Below are 22,788 nucleotides of genomic sequence, written 5' to 3'. Positions count from 1 at the left end.
TTGATTGCAATTGTACTTGAACAAACGTTTTACTAACCTTTATTTTACTGTTGTCCTTTTATATCGGCTCAGCTTCAGCGCTGTTCTATTATAAATTTTTAAAAGGTTTCTGATTAAAATATAAACGGTAATCTTTAATTCTGCCGTTGGCATTATCCTGCCGAGGTAAGAGTTTAAGCGCTTTAATGCTGTAATTCTTGCCCAGGTCTATCACAATCTGGTGTGGTGGCTTTGGCGACTGGTTTTCCCATTGCGTATGCCAGATACTGGTAAACTGCAAATCGAAAACATTGGCTGCATTGCCGTCATCGCCACCCAGTTCTTCGCTATCGGCATAAACAACTTTCCATTCATTGCGCGGAATCTCATTTCCCTTATCATCAACCAGTACAATTTCGGCTACTGAAGTAAAAGGCTGCCCTTTTTGCTCAGTAAGTGCTTCGAGGCAGAAGTAACGGGCCGTAACCGGTTTAAAGTTTACGGTCTGCCATTTGTTATCGTTGGCAAAAGTACCTTCGGCATAAGGTGGCTGTGCATCGGCAAGCCATTTCTGACCGGCTTTACGGTGCAGCTGAGGCTGTTTTTCGTTTACTACATCCAAAACGGGGTGATTTAAAAAGCTTAAAGCGGGTTTTTGGGTACCGAATAAATCGAAAACAACCACTTCGTTGTTGCCCTTTTTTAACCAGCTGCCTGGCACAAGCATGGTTTGTGTTGGGCCGATATTCCAGTATCTGCCCAGACACATTCCATTTAACCAAACTAATCCTTTATTCCATTTACCCATATCCAGGTAAGTATCTTCTAATTTATCGGCCTTAAAACTGCCTTTGTAAAATGCAGCAGCTGCAGTCTGACCGTTAAGTTTTTCGTAACGAAGCGGAATATTTTCCTCGCCAAGTTTAACCGGATAATTTTTCCAGCCTTTTAAAGCAGTCTGTTTTCCGTTTTCGCTCAAATAAACTTCGCCATGAATGCCTTTCCAATCGTGCATCTGGTAACCATAGTTTACCCTGCCGGTAGCCTCAACCAACACCCTCAACACACTTTTACTTAGTCTCGCTGGTATTTCTATGCTAAAACGGCCTTTTCTCCTATCCAGTTCGCCAATCTTTTTTCCATCAATGTACACCAATGCGTAATCGTGTATATCTTTAAAAATCAGGTTTGCTTTTTTACCGGCTTTTAAACTGGTTTCGTATAGCACACAGCCGAAAGCCTGATTCAGATCTTCCATTAACAGTGCAGTATCGGCTAAAACCGGCTTAGGCAGATTTTTAGTCAGTACCGCTACCGATGAGAATGTAACAGGCTGTAATTGCTGTATTTTGTTTGCTGCTGGTACCTCAGGTAAAACCTCTCCTTCCTGCAGGTAATTGGCAAATAACTTGCGTATAGCATAAAATTTCTCCGTGGCATTACCAGCTTCATCAATTGGCGCATCGTAATCGTAACTGCTGGTTTGTGGCAGGTATGGAGGTGCATTAGCGCCACTGTAAGTACCAAAACTGGTTCCACCGTGTGCCATGTAAATACTAAACGATGCTTTATGATCAAGCATGTATTTAAGTTCATCTACAATACGCTGGGTATTGCCTTTATGGTGTGGCCTTCCCCAGCTATCAAACCAGCCCGGATAGTATTCGCCACACATTAATGGACCTGTTGGTTGTATAGCCCTTAAAGCTTTAAAGTTAGCTTCCGGATCGCTGCCAAAGTTTACCACGGCAAACAACCCTTCAGGATGGTCGTTCTTTAACTGCGAAGGGCCATCGCAATGGAACAAGGGCACAGTAAAACCAGCTTCCTGTAAGTTGGCTTTAATGATATTCATATAATCTTTATCATTACCGTAACTGCCGTACTCGTTTTCTACCTGCACCATAATGATATTGCCACCATTGGTAATTTGCAATGGTGCAAGTTGTTTACCTACCTGAAGCAGGTATTTTTTAGACCGTGCCAAAAAATATGGATTTTGTGTGCGCAAACGGATGTTTTTATCTTTAAGCAGCCACCAGGGGAAGCCACCAAACTCCCATTCGGCGCAAGAATATGGTCCGGGCCTTAATATTACGTACAAACCCACCTCTTTTGCCAGTTTACAGAATTCGGCCGCATCACTTTGCCCTGTCCAGGTAAAAGTATCGGGTTGTTTTTCGTGCATGTTCCAAAAAAGGTAAGCACAAACCGTATTTAAGCCCATGGCTTTTGCCATTTGCAAACGCTGTTTCCACTCCGCTTTCGGTATCCGCGCAAAATGCATTTCGCCGCAACGGATAATATAAGGCTTGCCATTTAGCTCAAAAGACTCGGCACCTATAGCAAAGGTTGCCACTTTCTGAGCCCAGCTACCGGCTGAGAGGCTGATTAACAGCAATAAAGCAAATATTTTTTTAAGCCGTAGGACGTGCATGGGTTAAGGTTCTGTTCGGTTTTGTTGATTTGTATGTTTAAAAATAGAACAAGCAAATGAGCAAAACAATAGAAATGTCAGCGCAAACGATTGTCTAATTTTAGTGCTACCAATTATCAGCACATCAGCCATCCCTTTTATCAATACTCACAACCGATGATTCTTAAACTGCTAATCATTTTGTAAAGAAAAGCGTTATGAGGTTTAAAACTACAGCCATAAAAGACATTATTGGGGATAAATCAAACCTCGTATTGTAGAAATATTTCCCCAGTTTTCCCCATTCTCCAATTTGAGGTTCCAAGATATGCTTTAACATTAAAGCGTGGTTTAAAATTTATTTTTTCAGAAAAAGTAGCGTTAGCGGCGCATTAATCGAAGATTTAACCACAGCACCATTTCCAAACTAACTCACATTCAGGTGTATAATAAAGAATTGGCGAGGGTTTTGCCAAATACTACATACAACTACACCATCAGTATTCCTAAACATACGCTCATGGAAAACAAACTTATTACCGAAATTAATATCGAAGGCAAAGCGATTAACTACTTTGACTCCTTCGATCTGGCGCAGCAGTTTAATGGTCATCACTATTTCGAACTCCGGTTTAAACAATATGAGGCAGGCCGCCCAGGTTTAATCAACCTCGATACCTGTCGCGATTTTATAGGGAAAACCCTTACGGCTTCATTTGGTTACTCCCAGGATAATATGCAGGAATTTATTGGCCTGGTTACCCATGTGGCACTGGCACAAAATCACGGTTATCATGGTCTTTTGATTGTGAGTGGCTACAGTCCAACCATTTTAATCGATCGTGGTGCAGATCTGGGATCTTATCTCGATAAAACTTTAAACGAGATTGTAAGCCTGGTTACAAAAGATATTGCGGAAAACGATCTTAAAATTGTTTGTAACCCCACACGAAAAACACCAGTTGATTATCTAATCCAGTATCAGGAAAGCGATTTTAATCTCTTAAACCGCCTGGCTGCAGCATACCATGAATGGTTTTTCTACGATGGCAAACAACTCCATTTTGGTAAGCCAGATCAACAAAAGGAAGTAGCCATATATTATGGCCGCGATATACATCAATTCCAATATGAGATGGAAATTGCTCCCTTGCAACAGCATTGCTTCGACTATAACCCCATAACCGATGAAATACTTCAAAGCGGCATGCAAGTGGATTTAGCCGGTAGTCCTGATCATATACATGCCGTTACGGCTTCCAACCGTACCTATAGCAAAACGCTTAACCATACGTCCCCTATCAGACTGAAAAATGGTGATGATATTAAAAAACATCAGGAAAACGAAGACAAGGCCAATGCATCCCGGCTGCTAAAAATTACCGGCAAAGGTGATAATGCCGGACTGTGTATTGGAAACATTGCCGAAATATTTATGAGTATGAGGCGTGAAACCGACTTTATAACAGAAAGTATCGGCAAATTCCTCATTACGGGCATCAATCACCATATAGATATTGCCGGCAAATACCATCATACTTTTGAAGGATTAACAGCCAGCACCGAATGTTTAAATGTAAGCGGTTATCAAAAACCAAATCCGGCAATGCAGCTAGCCGATGTGACAGACAATAATGATCCTTTAGGCCAGGGCCGCATCAAAGTAAAGTTTAAATGGATATGCGCCAACCATGATGTGAGCGATTGGTTAAGGATCGTTACACCAGATGCAGGTAGCAGTGTAACAGTAAACACCAACAGGGGCTTTGTTTTTATACCCGAAATTGGCGATCAGGTTGTAGTAGGTTTCGAAGATGGAAATATTGCCAAACCCATTGTGTTGGGCAGCATTTTCCACGGTTTAAATGGTACAGGTGGCCATACCGATAACCATTTAAAAACCATTGCCACCAGAAGCGGTCATACGATTGAATTTAACGATTCATCCGGAGCGGAGACGATCACCATCACCGATAAAAATAACAATATCATCAGGTTTGATACCCAGACATCGAGTATCGAAATCTCGGCACCAGAAAACATCAATATCAGTGCAAAAAATATCCAAATTAATGCCGGCCAGCTGATATCCATATCGGCCGGAGAACATATTTATACCAATGCAGGGGCAAATATTGCCAGCAATGCCGGCGAAAATCATTCGATAACGGCCGATAACATATCAATGATAGCCAATAATCACATTAACAAAACTGCTACCCATATCGAAAAAACTGCTGAAAGCATCAGTTTAAATAGCACAAACGATAACATTGAAATCCACAGTGCTAAAGAAATCATAAATAAAAGCGGTGGTAAGGTTAAACTCTTTTAGCATATGGGAACCATAAAATACATCGGCAAAACGATAACCGAGTCTTCAGCAAACATCGTGTATGCAGCTACACAAGGGCATATCAGTTTCAACGCCTTCAAGGATGTGATTTTACAGGCTAAGCACAAAGTAAAATACGATAGGTATGAATCATTTCGCGAAACCATCAAAGAAAATAAATCGCCCTGAATACCCGGTAAATTTTGTACAAAAATATAGAAAAGCAAAACACTTTCAATGACAGGCATGACCATTAGCAAAATCCATTACAAACCTTTAAAAGAAACTTTAAACATGCATTTGAAAATAGCGATTTCAGAAAGAACAAATCAAAAGGTTGAATACATCCATAAAGATTTCGACATCAATATTGTACCCGGGAAGGTTTCGTTCTGGACAGGCTCGCAGCGTATAACGGTTTACCGTAAGCCTAACGCCATAAATAATCTCCCCAACAACGATGCTGATGCCTTTGTACAACAGGTTTCAACGGTATTGAATCCGGTAAGTTTAAAATTAAATTTCAATGGTTCGCCAACCGTTGTTGAACAACAGGAAGTACTTTGGAAAAAATGGCTAAACACCAGAACAAATATCGAAAATAGTTTTGCTGGCAATTGGGTTGAAAATGCATTGACAACAATCGATCGTAAACTTTTGCCCGGCGACAATTTAACAAATAACCTGATGCAGGATCTTTTTCTGAATGAATATTTCAGAAACGTTTACCAGGTCAATTTTACCGAAAATATTTTCCGTGGAGAAAGAACGGTATATGGCTTTTGCCCTGCACCTATCCAATTCGGGGAAAAGTGGCGGGTTAAACCTCTGCCAACTGGTTGCTTAATTAAATTTTCGGGCCAGAAAGCCGAAATCCATGATCAACCCGGATTTAACTGTTGGCTAAAGACCAAAACCGATGATCGAATTGAAGAAATACGTGTAGATGGTTTTTATCAGGTTGATGCGGCTACTGGTTGGTGTAATGCATTAGAAAGTCATTATCAGTTAACTACCGGCAATTTTGAAAAAACGCTCGACATCTTTTTAACCACCCATGAGTAAAACATAGCGCAAATGAATTGGAACATCGATCCGGAAATAACAGCTGACGAGTCAAACCTTAAAGATGAGGAACTTACTGGTGTAGAAGAAGTTTCTGCCCATAACAAAGCGGAGAAAGAAGATAAGCCCATACAAAATAAGGAGCTCAATGAACTTTTAATCTGTCAGGGGGCTAAATGCACCTGCGATAAAGCCGCAGATCCTTCACCTAAACCGCTGCATATACTCAGCCACAATAAATACATCATTAACGATAATGGTGAAAATAAGCTTGTTGCCACTACCCTGGAGAACAAATTATTTAACCTCAATTTTGGCCAGTGCAAGGTTCCCGATCCCGGTAAACCTGTACCCTGCACTGCCCGGTTACAGTGGAAAGATTATGATGAAAAGATCGCACTTCCCAATGGCGCTTATGCACTGACCAACCGCAGCAGCGCAATATGTACTGCAAAGGGAGGAAATATTAAAATTGTACAGCATGGCCAGCAGGCTGATATTAACCAGCAGGTGCTGGAAAATGCAAATCCGGGAAGTTGGGCCGCCGATGGCCCATTAATTACCGAAGAACTCATACATACCGAACAGGAAGCTAAAAATGAAGACGAAGATGGCGCTACAGTAAAATCCATATCCGTTTTAAGCTATGGTACCGAACAACCGCTCAACAGCCCGGTTACTTTCCGTGCAAGTTTTACAGGTAAACCAACTGATGCTGAAAAGCAAGCCGTTAACTGGGTTATTTACAATGAAAATGGTGTCCCGATGCAATTGCGCAGTGATGCTGGCGAAACCCTTACCCTTACTTTTAAAAAGACAGGCACTTACCTGGTTGAAGCCTATGGCAAAACCGCTGGTGATAAAAAAGTAACCAAAGCTTATACCATTAAGGAAAACCAAATTGAAACCGTTACCACAACCGATGGCAGAACCAAAGTTAGGATACAGGAAGCAGTTGAATTCAGGCTCAAAAGCCTTTTTCCAGGCCTTGCCGTTCCCGGCGACATGAATACTATTAGCTGGGAGGTAAACAAAATCAGCGGGAAGGGCTCCCCTACACTCCTTATTCCCAATGGAAATCTCACCAGGATAATCTGCGATGAGGAATGTAATTACGTCGTTTCGGCCTTGTTTAACGGAGTACCCAAACAATCAGAACTGATAAAGGCTGTAAAAAATGCAATTACATCGGTTAGCGCTTCTACAGCAAGTACCCGGATAAAAGAGAAAATAACCTTTAGCGTAAAAGATCAGTTTAAAATACTACCCGCCCTGCCCCACGAAATTGCTGCAATAAAATGGGTTTGTAAAGACAATAAGGGCAATTGTGTGGCTACCTTTAACTCAAAAAGCGGGGAAATAATCAGTCACCATTTTGAAGAACCCGGCGAATATACCGTGCAGGCTTATTTAGCACAACCAAATAACAAAATAGCCGTTAAAGTTGTGGTAGCCCAACCCGAAGTGGTGCTGGCACAATGGGAATACCCCGAAGGTGGTAAAAAAACAAAGACCGGCTGGGAGGAAGCCAACCATGCCTACATAAAATTCAGAGCTGCCGAGGGGCTTGTGGTAAACCTCGAATATGGTTACCTCGATGATACCGGTAAAGCAGTACCCATCCATGTCATTAATGGCTTCAAAACACCCCCCAGCCAGGTATTAAATACTGATGGATATGATTTTATACCACATGCAGAAAAATACCGCAAACACTTAAAAGCGGGAACAGCATTTTATTTCAAGGTACATGCTGCCGATAAAAAATATGAAATCCTGAACGGCAACATCCCCCAGCCGCTCCAGAAACTACAGCTGGTTACCAGGGAAGAAATTGTAAGTATTGAGTTTTTATTGGATGGTAAACCCGTAATACAAGCCACTTATGGCAGCAAGATGAAATGCCGCATTCGTACCCGCAACCTGAGTGCAAAAACAGTAAACGTAAAAATATACCGCAAAGAAAGCCGGCTGGGCTTAGATCATTTAAGGAAAGATACCCTGCTGCACCATAAAAAATACACGCTAAATCAGCACGGCATTGTTGAATTTGATTTTATCCTTTCAAAAAGTTGGGAGAAAAGTTATAGCGAAAAACTCCATCATTTTTATGCCGAAATAGCAGAAATGGAATTTCTGGGCATCAGCAATACCCTGGTTGCCTTTAAAAATGATGTACCTGCCAATGGCGGGAAAGCCCTGGTGGGGATTGTGCGGCAGGAAGGCCAGCATTCGGGAGACTGCCCGAGGTGCAATGCAGCAATTACCACTGCTGAACTGAAAAAGATTTTCGAAGATGCCGATGACCATACCCTTAAGCTGGTAGCCGAAACTTACAATAAATATATAGCCGAACTGGGCATGAATACCTGCTGGGTAAAAGCCCATTTTTTTGCCCAGATCAGGGTAGAATCGAGCACCAAACTTCATGTAAAAACCGGCGAAAACATGAATTACAGTGCCGATACCTTAATTAATGGCAACCTGAACAAAAAAACAGGTAAGCGTGATAATCCGCCTTTTTCGTACTTCGCCAAACACCACGAAGATGCCTACAAATACGGACGCACAAAAGATCATGCGGCCAATGAACAAATGATTGCCAACCTGGCTTATGCCGATAAAAACCGGGGCATAAATAACCGCGTTGGCAATACCCAGGAGGGCGATGGCTGGAAATTCAGGGGAAAGGGTTTGATACAGCTTACCGGAAGAGAAAATTATGCAAAAGCAAATACCTATACCTTAAAATACGAAAAGATTGATATCCTCAAAGATCCTGACATTGTTGCCAAAGATATCAGGATAGCAGTTTTAACTTCTATGGCATTTTTTAAATGGAATGGTTTGATAGCTAAATCTAATGGATTTCCTGAAAACAAACCCGTTTCACAAGGAGTTGGCAACGAGGTAGGCAATAGTCATACGTTAAAACAAAATGCATTTAATGAATATACTTCAAAAATATTTAGAGTAAAAGCATGCGATTGGAAAAGTATTGAGATAACAATAACAGGTAAGCGTGCACCATGGATGGAAATAGCCCTAAATGAAGCCAAAGCCATGAAAGGATGCCCAGAATCAGAAGACCCCATGTACTCCAAAGCTAAGCAGTACCTCGAGTATTGTGGCAATTTTTACGAGCCAACAAATGGCGAAAAAGGCCCATGGTGTGCCGCATTTATGAATTGGTGTATTAGTAAAACAAAAAACCCGAAAAACTACAATAAACCATACAGTCATTCAAATTCTGCCGGATCACTAACTCCTATAGGTAGTTCAAAATACAAAAAAATAGCTGAACCAATTTATGGCTGTTTTGTCGTTTATAGACATAGTAACGGCAAAAATGGCCATACAGGTTTACTTTACGGCAAGAATAAAAATGGCAAATACATATTACTGGGTGGTAATCAAAACGACTCTATTCGTTTTAGTGAATATGGAGAGTATACAAGTAAAAGTAAACAGAAAAAATTATATGGGTTTTACATACCAACTGACTACACCATTAACGAAATAGACAAATTAACTGATAATGACCTCTATAGGGATATAAATAAATTAAATAAAAAGTTCGGTATCAATAATAAACAAAATGGAAAGACTAACTAACAAGTGTAGTATTTATACTAGAAAAACATTAATCTATTGCATTATCTTATTAGTGATTAATGCATGTCAAAACAAACCTGATAAAGTAGAAAAAAACAACATTAAACAAACTGCAATGGGGCTAACAAAAGATGAAATAAATGAAATTAAACAACATATTGAGTATCAAAAAAGGCTTGTCAGTGATGGTGATGAAGAAGATCCGGAAGCCCCCTATGAACTAACTGCCAAAGACCTGAATTTAGCCTCTAAAGTATTACTTGAGGGATTAAAAAACAATGGTTTTAAACCCGTAACTGATGAAATATTTTATCAAAGGATTAATGAAATATTTGGTATAGAAAATTTAAAAAGCAAGCACTATAGAATACATTCAACCACAGATTACATTACTTTATTTGGTTTACAGTATAAAAGCTACGAAGATCTTTTAAAAGGCGAAATGGATTTTTTTTCTTATAACGAAAATTATTTTTTAATGAGAAAGGAACATTTAATCACCGATTTTCAAACCTTAGATGATTTAATAAAAATAAATGATGATGGTACCTACAAAACCACGGTAGATCTCCATAATGTTCATCGAAATAAATATATATTCAATAATGATAAGGCTAGCCTGGCATGGCTTTTAAATAATGAAAAACACTTCCTATTTACACTTCTAAATGATTTTGGCTATGATAAAGATTCTAAAATAAATAAAATGGTACTAGATTCCCTATATAAGGAGAACACGCGAGTTAACCCTGTAATAGGACAATATATAGCCAATCTTTTTTTTGTAAAAGATTGTAATAATAAGTTAGAAATAAGAAAAGGTTTATTAAAATATGTAGAAGAAAACACCAGTGCTACGGATAACCGTTTTATTTATGCATTGGGCTATTTTATATTCACTTTGTACGATGGCGATTCAAAAGATGACAGCTACAAAATCTTCGACGAAGACCCCTCCAAAAAATTCACTGCTGTAGAAAAAGCAGAGATCGTAGCCAACATTGCCAATATCGAAAACCCCGCAATAGAGAAATATAAATCACTGGAATCTGCTGATGTATGGAATAATGCCGGCTCTTCTTTGTACAATATTTCCGTTTCACATCCTGAGGTGATTAAAATAATTGAGCAGCACAATTATTTCGGCCTGCCCAAAATGAAAGCAATAATTGCCAAACTACAGGAAGAAGCGCCGCCAACCGGGGCAGATCCCGAATAGTGATGGATTGAAATAAGTTTATCGAGGATTTAAACAGGCAACAAAATCGTTTACCGAACCAATAATTAAATATTTACCTAATCAAATAACCTATGTCAAACACAGAAAGTGGCTACGCTAAAAATGCGGCCAACACCAAAGATCTAATTATCAGGCTAAAAACTTTAGACAACTACCAACCGCCTAAAGCGATATACGAGATAAAAGCATTAGAAGAATTATCTAAAAGAGCAGAAGATGCAAACCGTGCAGTTAGTGAAGTGCTACCGGCATATAGAAAAGCTGTTGATGAACAGGAACTTATTTTCAAACCCTTCAATAATCTGGTATCCAGAAGCTTTAATTATCTAAAGGCAGCGATTGCTAATCCTGCTGAATTACAAACAGCCAAAACGCTTGCCGACCAGTTAAGGGGCATCATAAAAAACCAGAAAGATGCTGATAGTACGGTTAGCAGATCTCAAAGAGCGGTATCTTATGACAATAGGGTCGAGAATTTTAAACAGTATATTGATGTTTTGCTTAACAGTAATGTATATACCCCTACAGAAGAAGACATTACCATCAAATCTTTTCAATCCTTACTCCAAACCATGGAAGCCAGTATTAATGCGGTAGCCATTGCCAAAACCCCGGTTGATGATGCCCGTAAAAAAAGAGCTATTGTTTTTTACGCAGAACAAACAGGATTAGTGGATATCGTACTGGGGGTTAAAAGTTACATCAAAGCATCGCTAAAATTAGATCACCCACAACGCAAACACATTATAGGCTTAACATTTAAAAAATTAAAAGTGTGATAATTGATTTGCATCTTGCGTTACAAAGCCGCCTCTTAGGAGGCGTTTTTTTTGAGTACATGTAAAATAAAAGAAATATTTATGCGATTAATGAGCTAACTATGAATATACAAACTATTTCATGTAAAATTCCGGAAAACCCCTTGTAGGTAACAATTCTATTACCGTAAGTTTGCATCCACGTCCCTCTCACAATTAAATTTAAATTAACGATGAAAAAATTAATGCTCAACAAAGGTAAAGCCATGGCTTGCCTCACGCTAATCTGTCTGTTTCTTGCGCAAGGTTGCCGAAAAGAAAACGTCAATCTTATTGCCCCAGAAGATCTTCCAAAAAGACAATTCATTACAGAAAGTACTATTCAACATTGGATTGACGATAATCCAACTGCAAAACTCCTAACACTCGATTGGAGCAAGGCAAAGCAAGCCAATATAAGGGGTAAACAGGTGGTACGTATCCCTACGCTGAACAATGATAATATAACAGGCTCGCTAAATAAAGGTGAACAAAACGTATCAAACCAAAGCCTAAAACCCAAAAACAATGTAACTGTTCCGCGTAAACCTGGCTCTAATATTAATTACGATACCCAGCACCCGCCCGAAGTTTTTTTTATACAGGACAGTGGAAATGGTAAATTACATGCTTATCTGCTCAATTTCATATCCGAAAATAAAGGAGATAACAATAATGACAAACGAAATGGTAAACTTTATGAATGGAACCTTAAAGGCGATACTATTTTTGTACAACAGGTAAAAAATAATGTCTTGCAGGAATCTTATTGTATGAAGTTGGCGCAGGAACCACCTGTTGAGAGCCTTGCTTTGACATTAAAGAACGGTAAATTACAATCACAGAATGGTTTAAAGGATAAAACGGCTGTTGATTTTTGGAAATGGATAGCAAATTTAGCAAATAATGTAATTGGTTGGATAGGGCATATATTTGGCTTATCTGTCTATTCAGAGAATTTTAACGAAGGCGCCGGAGGATGGAGATTAAATATAAATTGGGGATCAATATTTGGAAGTGGCGGTGGTAGCAATAGTACATCTGGTTATTTAGCATCAGGTTGGCCTATCTATAATGCCTATATGCCTGGAGTATATTACCAGGGAATGGATATTGTTGCAGACCAGGCTGGGCAACCTAATCCTGGTGATTCAGGCAATCCAGATGCTACAAGTTTGGATGGCAGTTTCGAACCTTATCCAAATAGCCATGGCCCAAATGTAACGGTAAACACCCTTACTGCAGATTATGTGATTACCAATTTGGGAATAGGTACACAAGCACAGCAAAGTTTTTTAAGAGATCCTAATAATGTAGAAATTACTGCCGCACTTGCCGATTATATAGATAAACTCCAAATCATTACACAAGATAATATTGAATTTGGACAATGGGCAGTTGGGTATTTAATGGCAAATCCTGGCAGTTTTGAAAATTTTAAAAATCAGTTTTTGCCAGCAACAGAAATCATAGCTGATCCCGATGCTGATAACTGGATTGATTCTGATAATGAAGTTTTATTTGATCCTGATCAAACAGCTTACCAAGAATATCAAGACACAGATCCTTGGCCTACAGTGGATAGAGTTATTTCCTTTGAAAAATTTGTTCCAATGCGACAAATTATTGGTCCTGATGGAAACCCAAAAAATGTAAATTGCCTAATATTAGCTAAAGAACAATTAGGCAAAGCTGGATATACGTGCTCTGGCTTTTTACCTGGTGGACAAACATTTTCAATTTATACTACCCAAGATGGGGTAAACCTAACTCAGACTAAAAAGGCTATCAGTTATATGATTACATCCTTAAGCAAAAAAATACCAGTTTTAATAGGTGTCGACAATAGAGCAGGCGCTCCAATTGCTAACAAAGACAATTCAACAGACCATTATGTCGTAGTTGTTGCAATGGGTACCGACGAGAAAGGTAAATATTTTCAGTTTATGGATAGTGCAACTAATAATCCTGCTACAGGAGCAAGCTATAGTAACCGTCTTTATTTTAACCCATCCACCGGAAAAATAACTGGTAGAACAGCTATAATTGGATATAGATCACAGGCAGGAATGCGAGACTACACCGTTACTCAGATTCGTAAAAGCATAAAAAAATAATGCCATGAGAAACTTATTTTTTAGTATTATTTGTTTGTTAACTATCAATATTTGTAGAGGGCAAACTAAACAAGTATCGATAGAAGACCAGAAGATAAAAAAAACAATTATTGGCTTTTTAAATTGGTACAAAGTAAATGAGAACAAACTCGAAAATTCAACAATCATAACGGGATTTAACACCGATACAGTTAAAAAAGGTATGATAGTTAAGATTAATATGGAGGCCGTTGAAAAACACTTAACAAACTTCAATAGAGCCGGTTATGTATCAGAAAGCTTCCTTAATGATCTTAAACAAATATATCAAAATGTATCGGACACTTTAGTAAAACATCCAGTAATAGATTATTTTGGGCCTATCGTAGGTCTTGAGGCTGATCCGATTTTTGGCTTTGAACCAGAAGAGATTTTGGATCATTTCAAAGAAGGTAAGTTTACCAAAATTTACTGGATTTATGATAAGGCAATAGTTAAATTTGATATTTCAAGGTTCGGCCAATACATTTTTACCTTAACGAAGGTTAATAACAAATGGTTAATCGATTATTATGGGCTTGACAGAACCAACATTGATAAAATGCAAAAATAAATTTGTTGTTATAAAATAAAGGGGCTGCATTTTTATGCCAGCAAAGGTTTAGATTCAATAGCTAAGATTGAGCTTCAGAAATTTGGCATGTATAAGTGCAAGTAATATTGATAAAAATCATGCAGAATAAAACAGGTTGCCTTATTAAGGTAGCCTGTTTTATTTTAATCTTCATAACGTTCGCGTAAACTAAAATTTCTAGTAAAATGGGGCCTTATTACGAAATTATTGAGCACCACCCGAGGGACATCCCCAAGTCTTATGGTAGTAATGAAGCTACCTTTGTTGTTAATGGTAAAACTGAACCTTCCAGAATTTATTGGAGAAAAAAATAACTTAATAAAATATGAGAAAGATCATTTTAATTATTGTTTTATTATTTAGCTCGACCTTTGTGATTGCCCAAGATACTATAGATCGTGATCTTATAAATTTAGTAAAACTTAAACTTTGGTGTGAGCTTTATGGTATATTTCCAAATCGAAAAAAAATTGAAAGTAACAATGGAAGCACAAAAGGTGATTCTCTTTATTACGAATATAGCTCGCTTATTAAAAAAGTAAAGAAATCACCCAAGGTTTATTTGCATTATATTAATCAAGCATTAAAGCAAAACACAGACTCCTTGCGTAAGCAGTCTGTGTTCTATAAAAATCCGACCCCAACAATTCTTTATAATTATGATCCTTATTCTATAAAAATCATTGATTTATATAGAATAATAAAATTGAGTCTTTTTGAAAGAAATGATGATTTTTTACCTGAAGACTTTCGTAATCTAAGTGTTATTGATCAAAAAAACTACTATGGCTATTACGAACCCGAACCCAATCGTAAGGCTGCTCTTAAATATATTATGAAGAAGTTTTCTTTAAACTCGAAAGAAAAAAAGTTTCTTAAAAATAAATTAAATGTAAGCTACGTCATGGATATAAAAAAATTTTTAGATACCTGTGAACAATCTATCGAAAACAAAGAGTTTATACAAAAATCTATCGCAGCTTTTGTCGAGAATAAAGAAACTTCATTAGCCGGACTTTACTTTTATCACCAACTTTCAAAAGACACAAAAAATTATATTCCGAGAGATAAAAAGACAAAGTCCCAATAAAATAATTGAAACTTTTTTCAACAATATCTTGAACAGAAGCTAAAATCGTGTTCAATTACACAACACGCCGATTATTTTACTATCGACCCCGAGGGGGCAGGAAAAACAGGTGTGGATTATTGGTTAACACAAGCAGCTATGTATAAAGAAAACGAAGGATTTTTTTCAAATAATTAAACGTCTGGGTTATTAATTTTCGCAAAACAGGTTGCCTATCTTCAGGCAACCTGTTCTATGTAATTGTAGTTCTTTTTATGTTTTTTGTAAAATCTACTCAAAATTTTATCGTGTAGTTCTATAATATTCAATCACCCTCTTCACAAATATTTCCATCCTATCCTTTAAAGCTTGTAATTGCTCGTAAGCGGCATTAACACCCTCCATTGGGTCTTTAATTTGCAAACGCTCCAATCGTTTGGGTTCGCCACCAGAAATTCTTTTCTCCAGTTCTAAAAACTCTTCGGGTGTTTGCCAGCGTTTTATTTCGGGATCGTATATCCAATGTTTTAAAGCCTTTGCCTTTTCATAAATGGTATAGTAGGTTATAGCGGGCTGGGCTGGTGCTTCATATTTATAATTCTCCCACTTGCGTTCTAATTCACTTTTACCTATCAAATCCCTTGGTTTCATATTGCTTATGCTAAATCAATTCAGTACACAAAAATACTAATATTTTTAGCAAATCACTAATCTTTAGTTTAAATACAGGCATTCGCTTTTATAATTAATGTACTAGCGCTTATAATAGATGTACTAGCATTTATAATTAACGTCCTAGCATTTATAATTAAGGTAGTAGATTTTATAATTAATGTACCAGCGTTTATAATTAATGTACCACCGTTTATAATTAATGTACCCGCTTTTATAATTAATGTAGTAGATTTTATAATTAATGCATTAGATTTTATAATTAACGTATACGCTTTTATAAATAATAGACCGGAAAATACTATTCCCTAAACCTGTTTCACCAAATCCTCTTGTGCTTCTTCCGACCGGTAAATCTTCCTGATCAGGCTTGGCAAAGCCACCAGCAATAAAGGCAAGGCTACAATAAAGCCACCAATTACGGCAATGGCCAGGGGCTGGTGCAGCTGTGCCCCTGCTCCTATCCCCAGCGCTAAAGGCATAAGCGCAATGATTGCACCCAGGGCAGTCATTAATTTTGGCCTTAACCGGGTAGAAATGGCAAAAGTAATGGCATCATCAACACCTTGCTTTTGCCGCGATGCTTTAAACTGCAGGAAGGTAAATATGGCGTTTTCGCCAATAATGCCCACAATCATAATCAAACCAGTATAGCTGCCCACATTTAAAGGCGTATGGGTTAAAAACAAAGCCAGGTAACTGCCCGAAATACCCAGTACCGAAATGAGCAGAATGAGAAAGGCAATTTTAAAATCTTTAAACAGGAATAAGATTACACTAAACACCAGCAAACTCGAGGCAATGAGTATGGTTAGCAATTCGGAAAACGACTGTTGCTGTTCTTTGTAAGCGCCACCATATTCGATATGGTAGCCCGAAGGCAGGTTTACCTTCGTGTTTACGGCTTGCTGTACATCTTTCATTACACTTCCCAAATCGCGGTTATCCAGCCTGGCCGTAACTACACCAATGGTTTGCAGGTTTTCGCGCGCTACCTCTGCCATTCCCGATTTTAGCGTAACTACAGCCATTTGCTGTATGGGCACTGCCGTGCCGTTAGGTAGAAAAATTTTGAGTTTATTGATATCGGCTACACTGAAAGTACGGCTTCCGGGATAAATCATACGGATGGGCGAAAGTTGTTGTTTATCGTATAAATCGCCAATTAAAGTACCTTGCATGGCTGTTTGCAGCTGGTTTTGAAACGATGCCGGACTCACCCCATATTGCGCCAGCATGGCAAAGTTGGGCTGCACATTTACCGTTGGCCCCGAAAGTACAATTCCATCAAATACATCGGCTGTACCCCCAACATGTGCCACCACACCTGCAACCTTTTTCGATAATACCTGTAATTTTTCCTGGTCGTTGCCAAAAACCTTTACTTCAATGGGCTGCGTCGAGCTCATTAAATCGCCCAGCATATCGCCAATTACCTGCCCAAAATCTACCACCAGTGCGGGTTGTGTGTGTTCGATATGTGTGCGTATTTCCGAAATCACCGCTTCGGTGGTTTTACTGCGGTTATGTTTCAGCTGGATCAGGTAATCGCCGGTATTGGGTTCGGTAATAAAAAAGCCCATCTGGGTTCCGGTTCTTCTGGAGTAAGCCTGCACCTCGGGGATTTTAACCAGCTCCTTTTCTACCTCCCGCAGCATCCGGTCGGTTTCTTCGAGCGAGGTGCCCGGCGGCGACGCATAATCCAAAACAATACTGCCTTCATCCATTTCGGGGAGAAAGCCGGTTTCCAAACGCGGAAAAACAAGTGCTATTGATGCAACAAGCGCCAGTAAAAACAGTATCGAAATGGCTGGCCGGCTAATAAAATAGCGCACCCAGTTTTGGGTTTTCACTTCATGCACCACCAGTTTCTTCCCGCTGGCGGCATGGCTCCCCCCTTTGCGGGTAAGCAGCAGATAAATAACGGGTAAACCAATCCAGGTGACAAAAAAAGAGCAAACCAAGGTAATAATCATCGTATTGGTCATCACCTGAAAATAAGAACCTGCAACCCCTGTCATTAATACAAAGGGGATAAAAATTACGATGGTACTGATAGAAGAACCGAGCATGGCCGGAAAAAGATAGCTTACGGCTTTGCTCAGCAAGCGCATGGTTAACTCTTCGGGATGTTCTTCGTGTGTACGGTGAATTTGCTCTACCACCACAATGGCATCGTCGATAATTAAACCAATGGCGGCCGCAACGGCACCCAATGTCATGATATTGAGCGAATAACCTATACCATATAGTACAATTATGGTTAAACACAGCGTAACCGGAATGGTAATTAATATGGTGGCGCTGGCTTTTAACGAACGTAGAAAAATAATGGCTACCGCTATGGCCAAAACCAAACCAATTAACAAACTATCGCGCACACTTTTTACCGATTCGTTTACAAAATCGGCCTGTACATAATAGGGTTTAATGCTTACACCAGCAGGCAAGATTCTTTTTAACTGCTGTACTTTGGTGTACATCTCGTTAGAAAGGTCGATGAGGTTGGCATTGGGCTGCTTGATTACCGCAATCAGGATTCCATCTTTGCCGTTGGCATTAATACGGGTATACTCTACACTCTGCTGAATGTTAACCCTGGCAATATCCATTATCCGGATAATCCGGTTCCCTTTGCGGCTTAGCACCAGGTTTTCCAGATCGCTTTTGTTCTTTACGGTAGCATCGGTTACCGATAAATACAGGTAATTATGATCGGCCAGGTAACCGTTTGATTTAATGAAATTAGTCTGACTGAGGGCATTGCTAACCTGATCAGGCGCAATACCGAGTGCCTGCATTTTCTGTGCATCGAGCTCGAGCCAGTATTCTTTACTTTTACCACCAATTACCCTGATCTCCGAAACACCATCTACCTGAGAGAGGAAAGGTTTTACGGTATAAGTGGCGATCTTTTTCAATTCGGCAGGCGAAAGGTTGTGACTTTCTAAACTGTAACCACTTACAGGAAGGATAGATGGATTCATCTTTTCTACCGAAATGTTTACCCCGGCAGGTAACGATGCACTTATTTTGGCAATCTGCGCTTCTATGCGCTGCTGGCTCAGATCGATATCCGCACCGGGATTCATAAAGGCCGAAAGTTCGCAACTGCCCCTGCTGGTTGTACTGCGCACCAATTGTAGATCGGGAACCTGCTTCACCGCGTTTTCTAAAGGACGGGTTACGGTAACCACCATTTTATCAACCGGTTGTAGCTCGGCATCAGCAATAATTTTAATTTTCGGAAAGGTAATTTCAGGAAACAACCCGGTTTTTAATTGCGTAAAGGCATACACACCGCCCACAATAATAATCAGCAGTACAGCCAGAATCGGGTTTTTATGCGAAACGAAAAACTTGTTCATGGTTAATGCTCAATTTTAACTTTGGCGGTATCGGCCAGTCCATAATTTCCGGTGGTGATGATCCGGTCGGATTTTGAAAAGTTAGGTTCCAGCACTTCAATGCTGTTTTGATGCTCTATGCCCTTTTTAACATGCACTTTAACTGCTGTCGAGTCGTTAATGAGTTTCATTACCCAAAACTCATCTTCAGTTTCGTTGGCGAGTACGGCAGATTTGGGCAATACCTGTGCCTGCGCATGACTGATTTTAGTTAACCTTACTTTGGCAATTAAACCTTCGGGAATTTGCTTAGCCGCCCCTACTTTGAGGATATAACGCTGGGTCTGGGCTGCCGAATCAACAGCGGGCATCGTGCCCGAAACTGTTCCGGCCAGCTTAGTACCATCGGGTAGCATAATGCTTAAACTTTTGTTCTGGTTAATCAGCTGGTTATATTCGTAGGGTAAATCGAGCAGAAAAACCAGGCTATTGCGGTTGCTGATGGTGGCAAGGGCCTCACCATCCTGCACGTAATCTCCTTTCTGGTGGTTTACCTGCACAATGGTACCCGGCTGATCGGCCCTGATGTTGGATATACCTGAAAACTTAAAACCCGCATCGAGCTTATTTACACTGTTACCAATTGATCTGGCCTCTTTAGTAATTAAGCTAAACAATAGCTGACCGCTGCCTACCTGCTTACCCATTACCGCCTGGGTATTTTCTATGTAGCCATTAATGCTGGCTTTTACGAAGCTTTTCTCCAGGTAAGCCGAAACCGCCGAAAGTTCTACAAATTCGCTTAATGCACTATCGCGCACGGTAGTTATTTTAACAGGTGTTACCGGCGATGGTTCATCAACAGCATCTTCTGGAGCCGCAGATTTGCATGCTGAAAAAACAAGCAACATGGCCATAATGCCACACCATAATTTTAAATCGTGCTTCATAGTTATCGGTTCCAGTAGTTAAATTGATTAATCAGTTTTAAACGGTTAATTTGAGTTTGCCGCAAGAGGTTTTGCGCAGCCAGGTAATTGTTAATGGCAATTACGAAATCGGCCACTTTTAAATCGCCGGTATGCATCAGTTTCCGGTCTACTTCTATTAAACCTTTGCTAAAACGGATTTGCTCGTTTATTTTCGGAAAGAGTGCATCGGTTTGTTCAAGCTGTTGCCTGATGAGGCTTAACTGCTGTTGCTGCTGCCGGGTAAAAAAATCGCGGTAACCGGCAATGGTTTGAGCTTCAAGACTCAGTTTATGGTATTGCATCTTCTTCTGGTGGCCATCATAAATAGGCACTGAAAAAGTAAAACCCACACTGGTACCTAAATTTTTATAGGGTTGCAGTATAAAAGAAGAATTATAGCCGCCATTGGCATACACACCAAGTTTGGGTTTATAATTAAGCGCTATGGTATTCTTCTGGTTGTTGTTCTTCAAACTATCTATATCAAAACGCTTATTAAAAAAATGCTGCGTAATGGCCAGGTTATTCGCCTGCATTTTTGGGTCGGCCAGTTTAACCCTGCCGGTATCGGCAATACCTGCGAGGTAATTTAATGTGGCATAATCGTTTTTAAACTGCAGTTCTGCCTGTTGCAGCGCCAGTTGCTGCTGTTGCAACGTAACCAGAAAAGTTAAATACTCTGCCTGTTTGTAAATATTACTTCGCGTGAGTTTTTTGAGCAAAACTTCTTCCTGTGAGAGTAAAGCAACCACATCGCGGTTAAAACTAACCTGCTCCTGACTGGAATACGCTAAAATATACTGATTGGCAACAGATCTTTGTAAGTCAAATAAAGATAGCTGACCTGCATATTGAATAGAATCGCTTTGAATCTTAATGCCTTCCAGCTGATTGCTGATGCGCTTCCTGTTCAGCAAATCGTAATTTACATTGAGTAAAGCCTCAAGCGCCTGCCCGTTGGTGAGCACTTCATCATAACCATATCCACGAATAACAGGTGCGTACATTCCTGCCGAACTGGCCGTAACCTGCACACCTCCTGTGGCACGAACAATTAAACTATCAATCCCTGCAGCACGGTGCTGGTTATTCAAATCTTTAAGCACCGGACTGGTTAATTCGGCTTGTTTTAAATAATAATCCAGATTTTTAGCAGTTACCTGTGCTTTTGTTTGCACAGCAGAAAAAGTAACGATACATAAAATCAGGTATTTTAGTTTATTATTCATGGTCTGATCAGATTAAAACCTACCCGAAAGCATTAAACCCGTACTCCCCTGCTGATGAAAAGGCATAAATGTAAAATTGCCCCCCTTTTTATTGGTAAAAACACTTTTAATATAAGGATAAACCAGATAAGCTATTTTAGTCGACGCTATTCCAAATCCAGCCCCTGCTACCACATCGCTAAACCAGTGTTTGTTGTTGTACATGCGCAATGTACCAGTAGCAGTAGCCACAAAATAACCTGCATAACCAATCCATGGGTTAACATCTTTATATTCCTGGTGCAGAAATTCTGCCGCCATAAAAGCAGAGGCGGTATGTCCCGAAGGGAATGAGTTTTCGCCATTTCCATTAGGCCGCATCCGCCCCACACCTTGTTTTACAAAATGGGTTGAAGCGCCCATAATGGCTGCAGATGTAACATATAACATAGAGGCATCGAAGAGGTTGTGTTTCCCTTTTATGCCCGATAAATTAAGTGCATATACCGCAGCAGCAGGTGCAAACTGCAGGTAATCATCAACATGGGCAGCAAATAGCGGGTGATCTTCCTGCAATTCTGCTTTCGTACTTAAATCGAGCTGTTGCAATGCGCCATGATCGTAAACGGCTGCAAAACCATAACCAATTAATACTGCAGGTGCGATAAAAGGCAGCACTTTAAATTTTTGTTTTGGAACAGGATTGCCACTGTACCACCCTGCTACCGAATCGGGAGGAGTTATTTGAACTGAATCGATACTTTGTGCAGCACATGATGTTGTAAAAGCAACAAAGAATAATGCATATATCAGGATGTTTCGCATAATTATGGTTTTACCTGATTTCCGTTCAGATCAAATAACAGATCTTTCCCCTTTACCTCTGCCTCGTAACGAACAGATCCGTCGGCTTTCATAATTTTAGCGGCCTCGGCTATTTTGCTGCCTTTAAGTTTGGCCAGTACAGGCGCCGGTAACTCGCCGGGTTTAATAGCTGTTTCAGTTTCCAACAGCAAACCTTTTGCATTAAAAACTACCGAAGTTGCTTTACCGTTAAAAGTAAATCCAGCTTCATAATCTTTCTTTTCCATTTCCCAGTTTGCTTTAACTCCGGGATATAGTTTGGCGAATGCACCTTGTACCTCAGCAGGTACTTTAGCAGCACTTATTTTTTGTGCCTTAACAGCGGTAACCATCGTGCCCGCAAGCAATAAAATTCCAAAAATTCTTTTCATAGCTTTTAAATTTTAAATCAAAACTAGAAGTGAATTATGAAGAAATTCTGTAGTTCATTTTCAAGGCATAAAGATTATTTTCAGAACGTAAAGGTTCGTGGCGACACGA

Annotated in this window: 16 protein-coding genes; 9 read left to right on the top strand and 7 right to left on the bottom strand. The window is 39.6% G+C overall.

What is annotated here, in order from left to right; all coding sequences use genetic code 11:
• Window positions 1-88: 88 nt before the first annotated feature.
• On the bottom strand, window positions 89-2,416 hold the full coding sequence (locus tag BLR37_RS17700; protein WP_090770883.1) for a beta-galactosidase: 2,328 nt from the start codon (window positions 2,414-2,416) through the stop codon (window positions 89-91).
• Between the two features lie 499 nt (window positions 2,417-2,915).
• Here BLR37_RS17700 and BLR37_RS17695 point away from each other — a divergent pair, with 499 nt between their 5' ends.
• From BLR37_RS17695 to BLR37_RS17655, 9 genes are all read left to right on the top strand, one after another.
• On the top strand, window positions 2,916-4,730 hold the full coding sequence (locus BLR37_RS17695; RefSeq protein ID WP_143009617.1) for a type VI secretion system Vgr family protein: 1,815 nt from the start codon (window positions 2,916-2,918) through the stop codon (window positions 4,728-4,730).
• A 3-nt stretch (window positions 4,731-4,733) separates the two neighbouring features.
• Complete coding sequence (locus BLR37_RS17690; protein ID WP_090770878.1) at window positions 4,734-4,919, top strand: hypothetical protein; 186 nt, start codon at window positions 4,734-4,736, stop codon at window positions 4,917-4,919.
• Window positions 4,920-4,976: 57 nt separating this feature from the next.
• Window positions 4,977-5,795: a hypothetical protein gene (locus tag BLR37_RS17685; RefSeq protein WP_167356640.1), complete on the top strand. Its 819-nt coding sequence runs from the start codon at window positions 4,977-4,979 to the stop codon at window positions 5,793-5,795.
• A 12-nt stretch (window positions 5,796-5,807) separates the two neighbouring features.
• Complete coding sequence (locus BLR37_RS17680; protein ID WP_090770875.1) at window positions 5,808-9,410, top strand: PAAR-like protein; 3,603 nt, start codon at window positions 5,808-5,810, stop codon at window positions 9,408-9,410.
• Window positions 9,394-10,629 (top strand): hypothetical protein, encoded by a 1,236-nt coding sequence (locus tag BLR37_RS17675; protein ID WP_143009616.1) that lies wholly within the window; start codon window positions 9,394-9,396, stop codon window positions 10,627-10,629. The genes BLR37_RS17680 and BLR37_RS17675 overlap by 17 nt, the downstream gene beginning before the upstream one ends.
• Before the next feature lie 92 nt (window positions 10,630-10,721).
• Window positions 10,722-11,429, top strand: a complete 708-nt coding sequence (locus tag BLR37_RS17670) for a hypothetical protein (protein ID WP_090770871.1) — start codon at window positions 10,722-10,724, stop codon at window positions 11,427-11,429.
• Window positions 11,430-11,641: 212 nt separating this feature from the next.
• Window positions 11,642-13,564: a hypothetical protein gene (locus tag BLR37_RS17665; protein ID WP_090770869.1), complete on the top strand. Its 1,923-nt coding sequence runs from the start codon at window positions 11,642-11,644 to the stop codon at window positions 13,562-13,564.
• Between the two features lie 4 nt (window positions 13,565-13,568).
• On the top strand, window positions 13,569-14,156 hold the full coding sequence (locus tag BLR37_RS17660) for a hypothetical protein (protein WP_143009615.1): 588 nt from the start codon (window positions 13,569-13,571) through the stop codon (window positions 14,154-14,156).
• Between the two features lie 346 nt (window positions 14,157-14,502).
• Window positions 14,503-15,267 carry a hypothetical protein gene (locus BLR37_RS17655; RefSeq protein WP_090770865.1) on the top strand — a complete coding sequence of 255 codons (765 nt, stop codon included), beginning with the start codon at window positions 14,503-14,505 and terminating at the stop codon, window positions 15,265-15,267.
• A 282-nt stretch (window positions 15,268-15,549) separates the two neighbouring features.
• Here BLR37_RS17655 and BLR37_RS17650 read toward each other — a convergent pair whose 3' ends face one another.
• From BLR37_RS17650 to BLR37_RS17625, 6 genes are all read right to left on the bottom strand, one after another.
• On the bottom strand, window positions 15,550-15,897 hold the full coding sequence (locus BLR37_RS17650) for a hypothetical protein (RefSeq protein ID WP_090770864.1): 348 nt from the start codon (window positions 15,895-15,897) through the stop codon (window positions 15,550-15,552).
• A 329-nt stretch (window positions 15,898-16,226) separates the two neighbouring features.
• A complete protein-coding gene (locus BLR37_RS17645) occupies window positions 16,227-19,286 on the bottom strand; it encodes an efflux RND transporter permease subunit (RefSeq protein WP_090770862.1) in 3,060 nt (1,019 codons plus the stop codon).
• A gap of 2 nt (window positions 19,287-19,288) precedes the next feature.
• Window positions 19,289-20,215, bottom strand: coding sequence for an efflux RND transporter periplasmic adaptor subunit (locus tag BLR37_RS17640; protein ID WP_090770860.1), 927 nt, complete (start codon window positions 20,213-20,215; stop codon window positions 19,289-19,291).
• Between the two features lie 2 nt (window positions 20,216-20,217).
• Window positions 20,218-21,465, bottom strand: a complete 1,248-nt coding sequence (locus tag BLR37_RS17635) for a TolC family protein (RefSeq protein WP_090770858.1) — start codon at window positions 21,463-21,465, stop codon at window positions 20,218-20,220.
• Between the two features lie 12 nt (window positions 21,466-21,477).
• Window positions 21,478-22,269 carry a phosphatase PAP2 family protein gene (locus BLR37_RS17630; protein WP_090770856.1) on the bottom strand — a complete coding sequence of 264 codons (792 nt, stop codon included), beginning with the start codon at window positions 22,267-22,269 and terminating at the stop codon, window positions 21,478-21,480.
• A 2-nt stretch (window positions 22,270-22,271) separates the two neighbouring features.
• Window positions 22,272-22,679, bottom strand: a complete 408-nt coding sequence (locus BLR37_RS17625; RefSeq protein ID WP_090770854.1) for a PepSY-like domain-containing protein — start codon at window positions 22,677-22,679, stop codon at window positions 22,272-22,274.
• Window positions 22,680-22,788 lie beyond the last annotated feature (109 nt).

It is taken from the genome of Pedobacter soli (genome assembly GCF_900101435.1).
Classification (GTDB): Bacteria; Bacteroidota; Bacteroidia; order Sphingobacteriales; family Sphingobacteriaceae; genus Pedobacter; species Pedobacter soli.
Note: the sequence above shows the minus strand (reverse complement) of the source record. Positions and strands in the feature narration are given on the sequence as shown.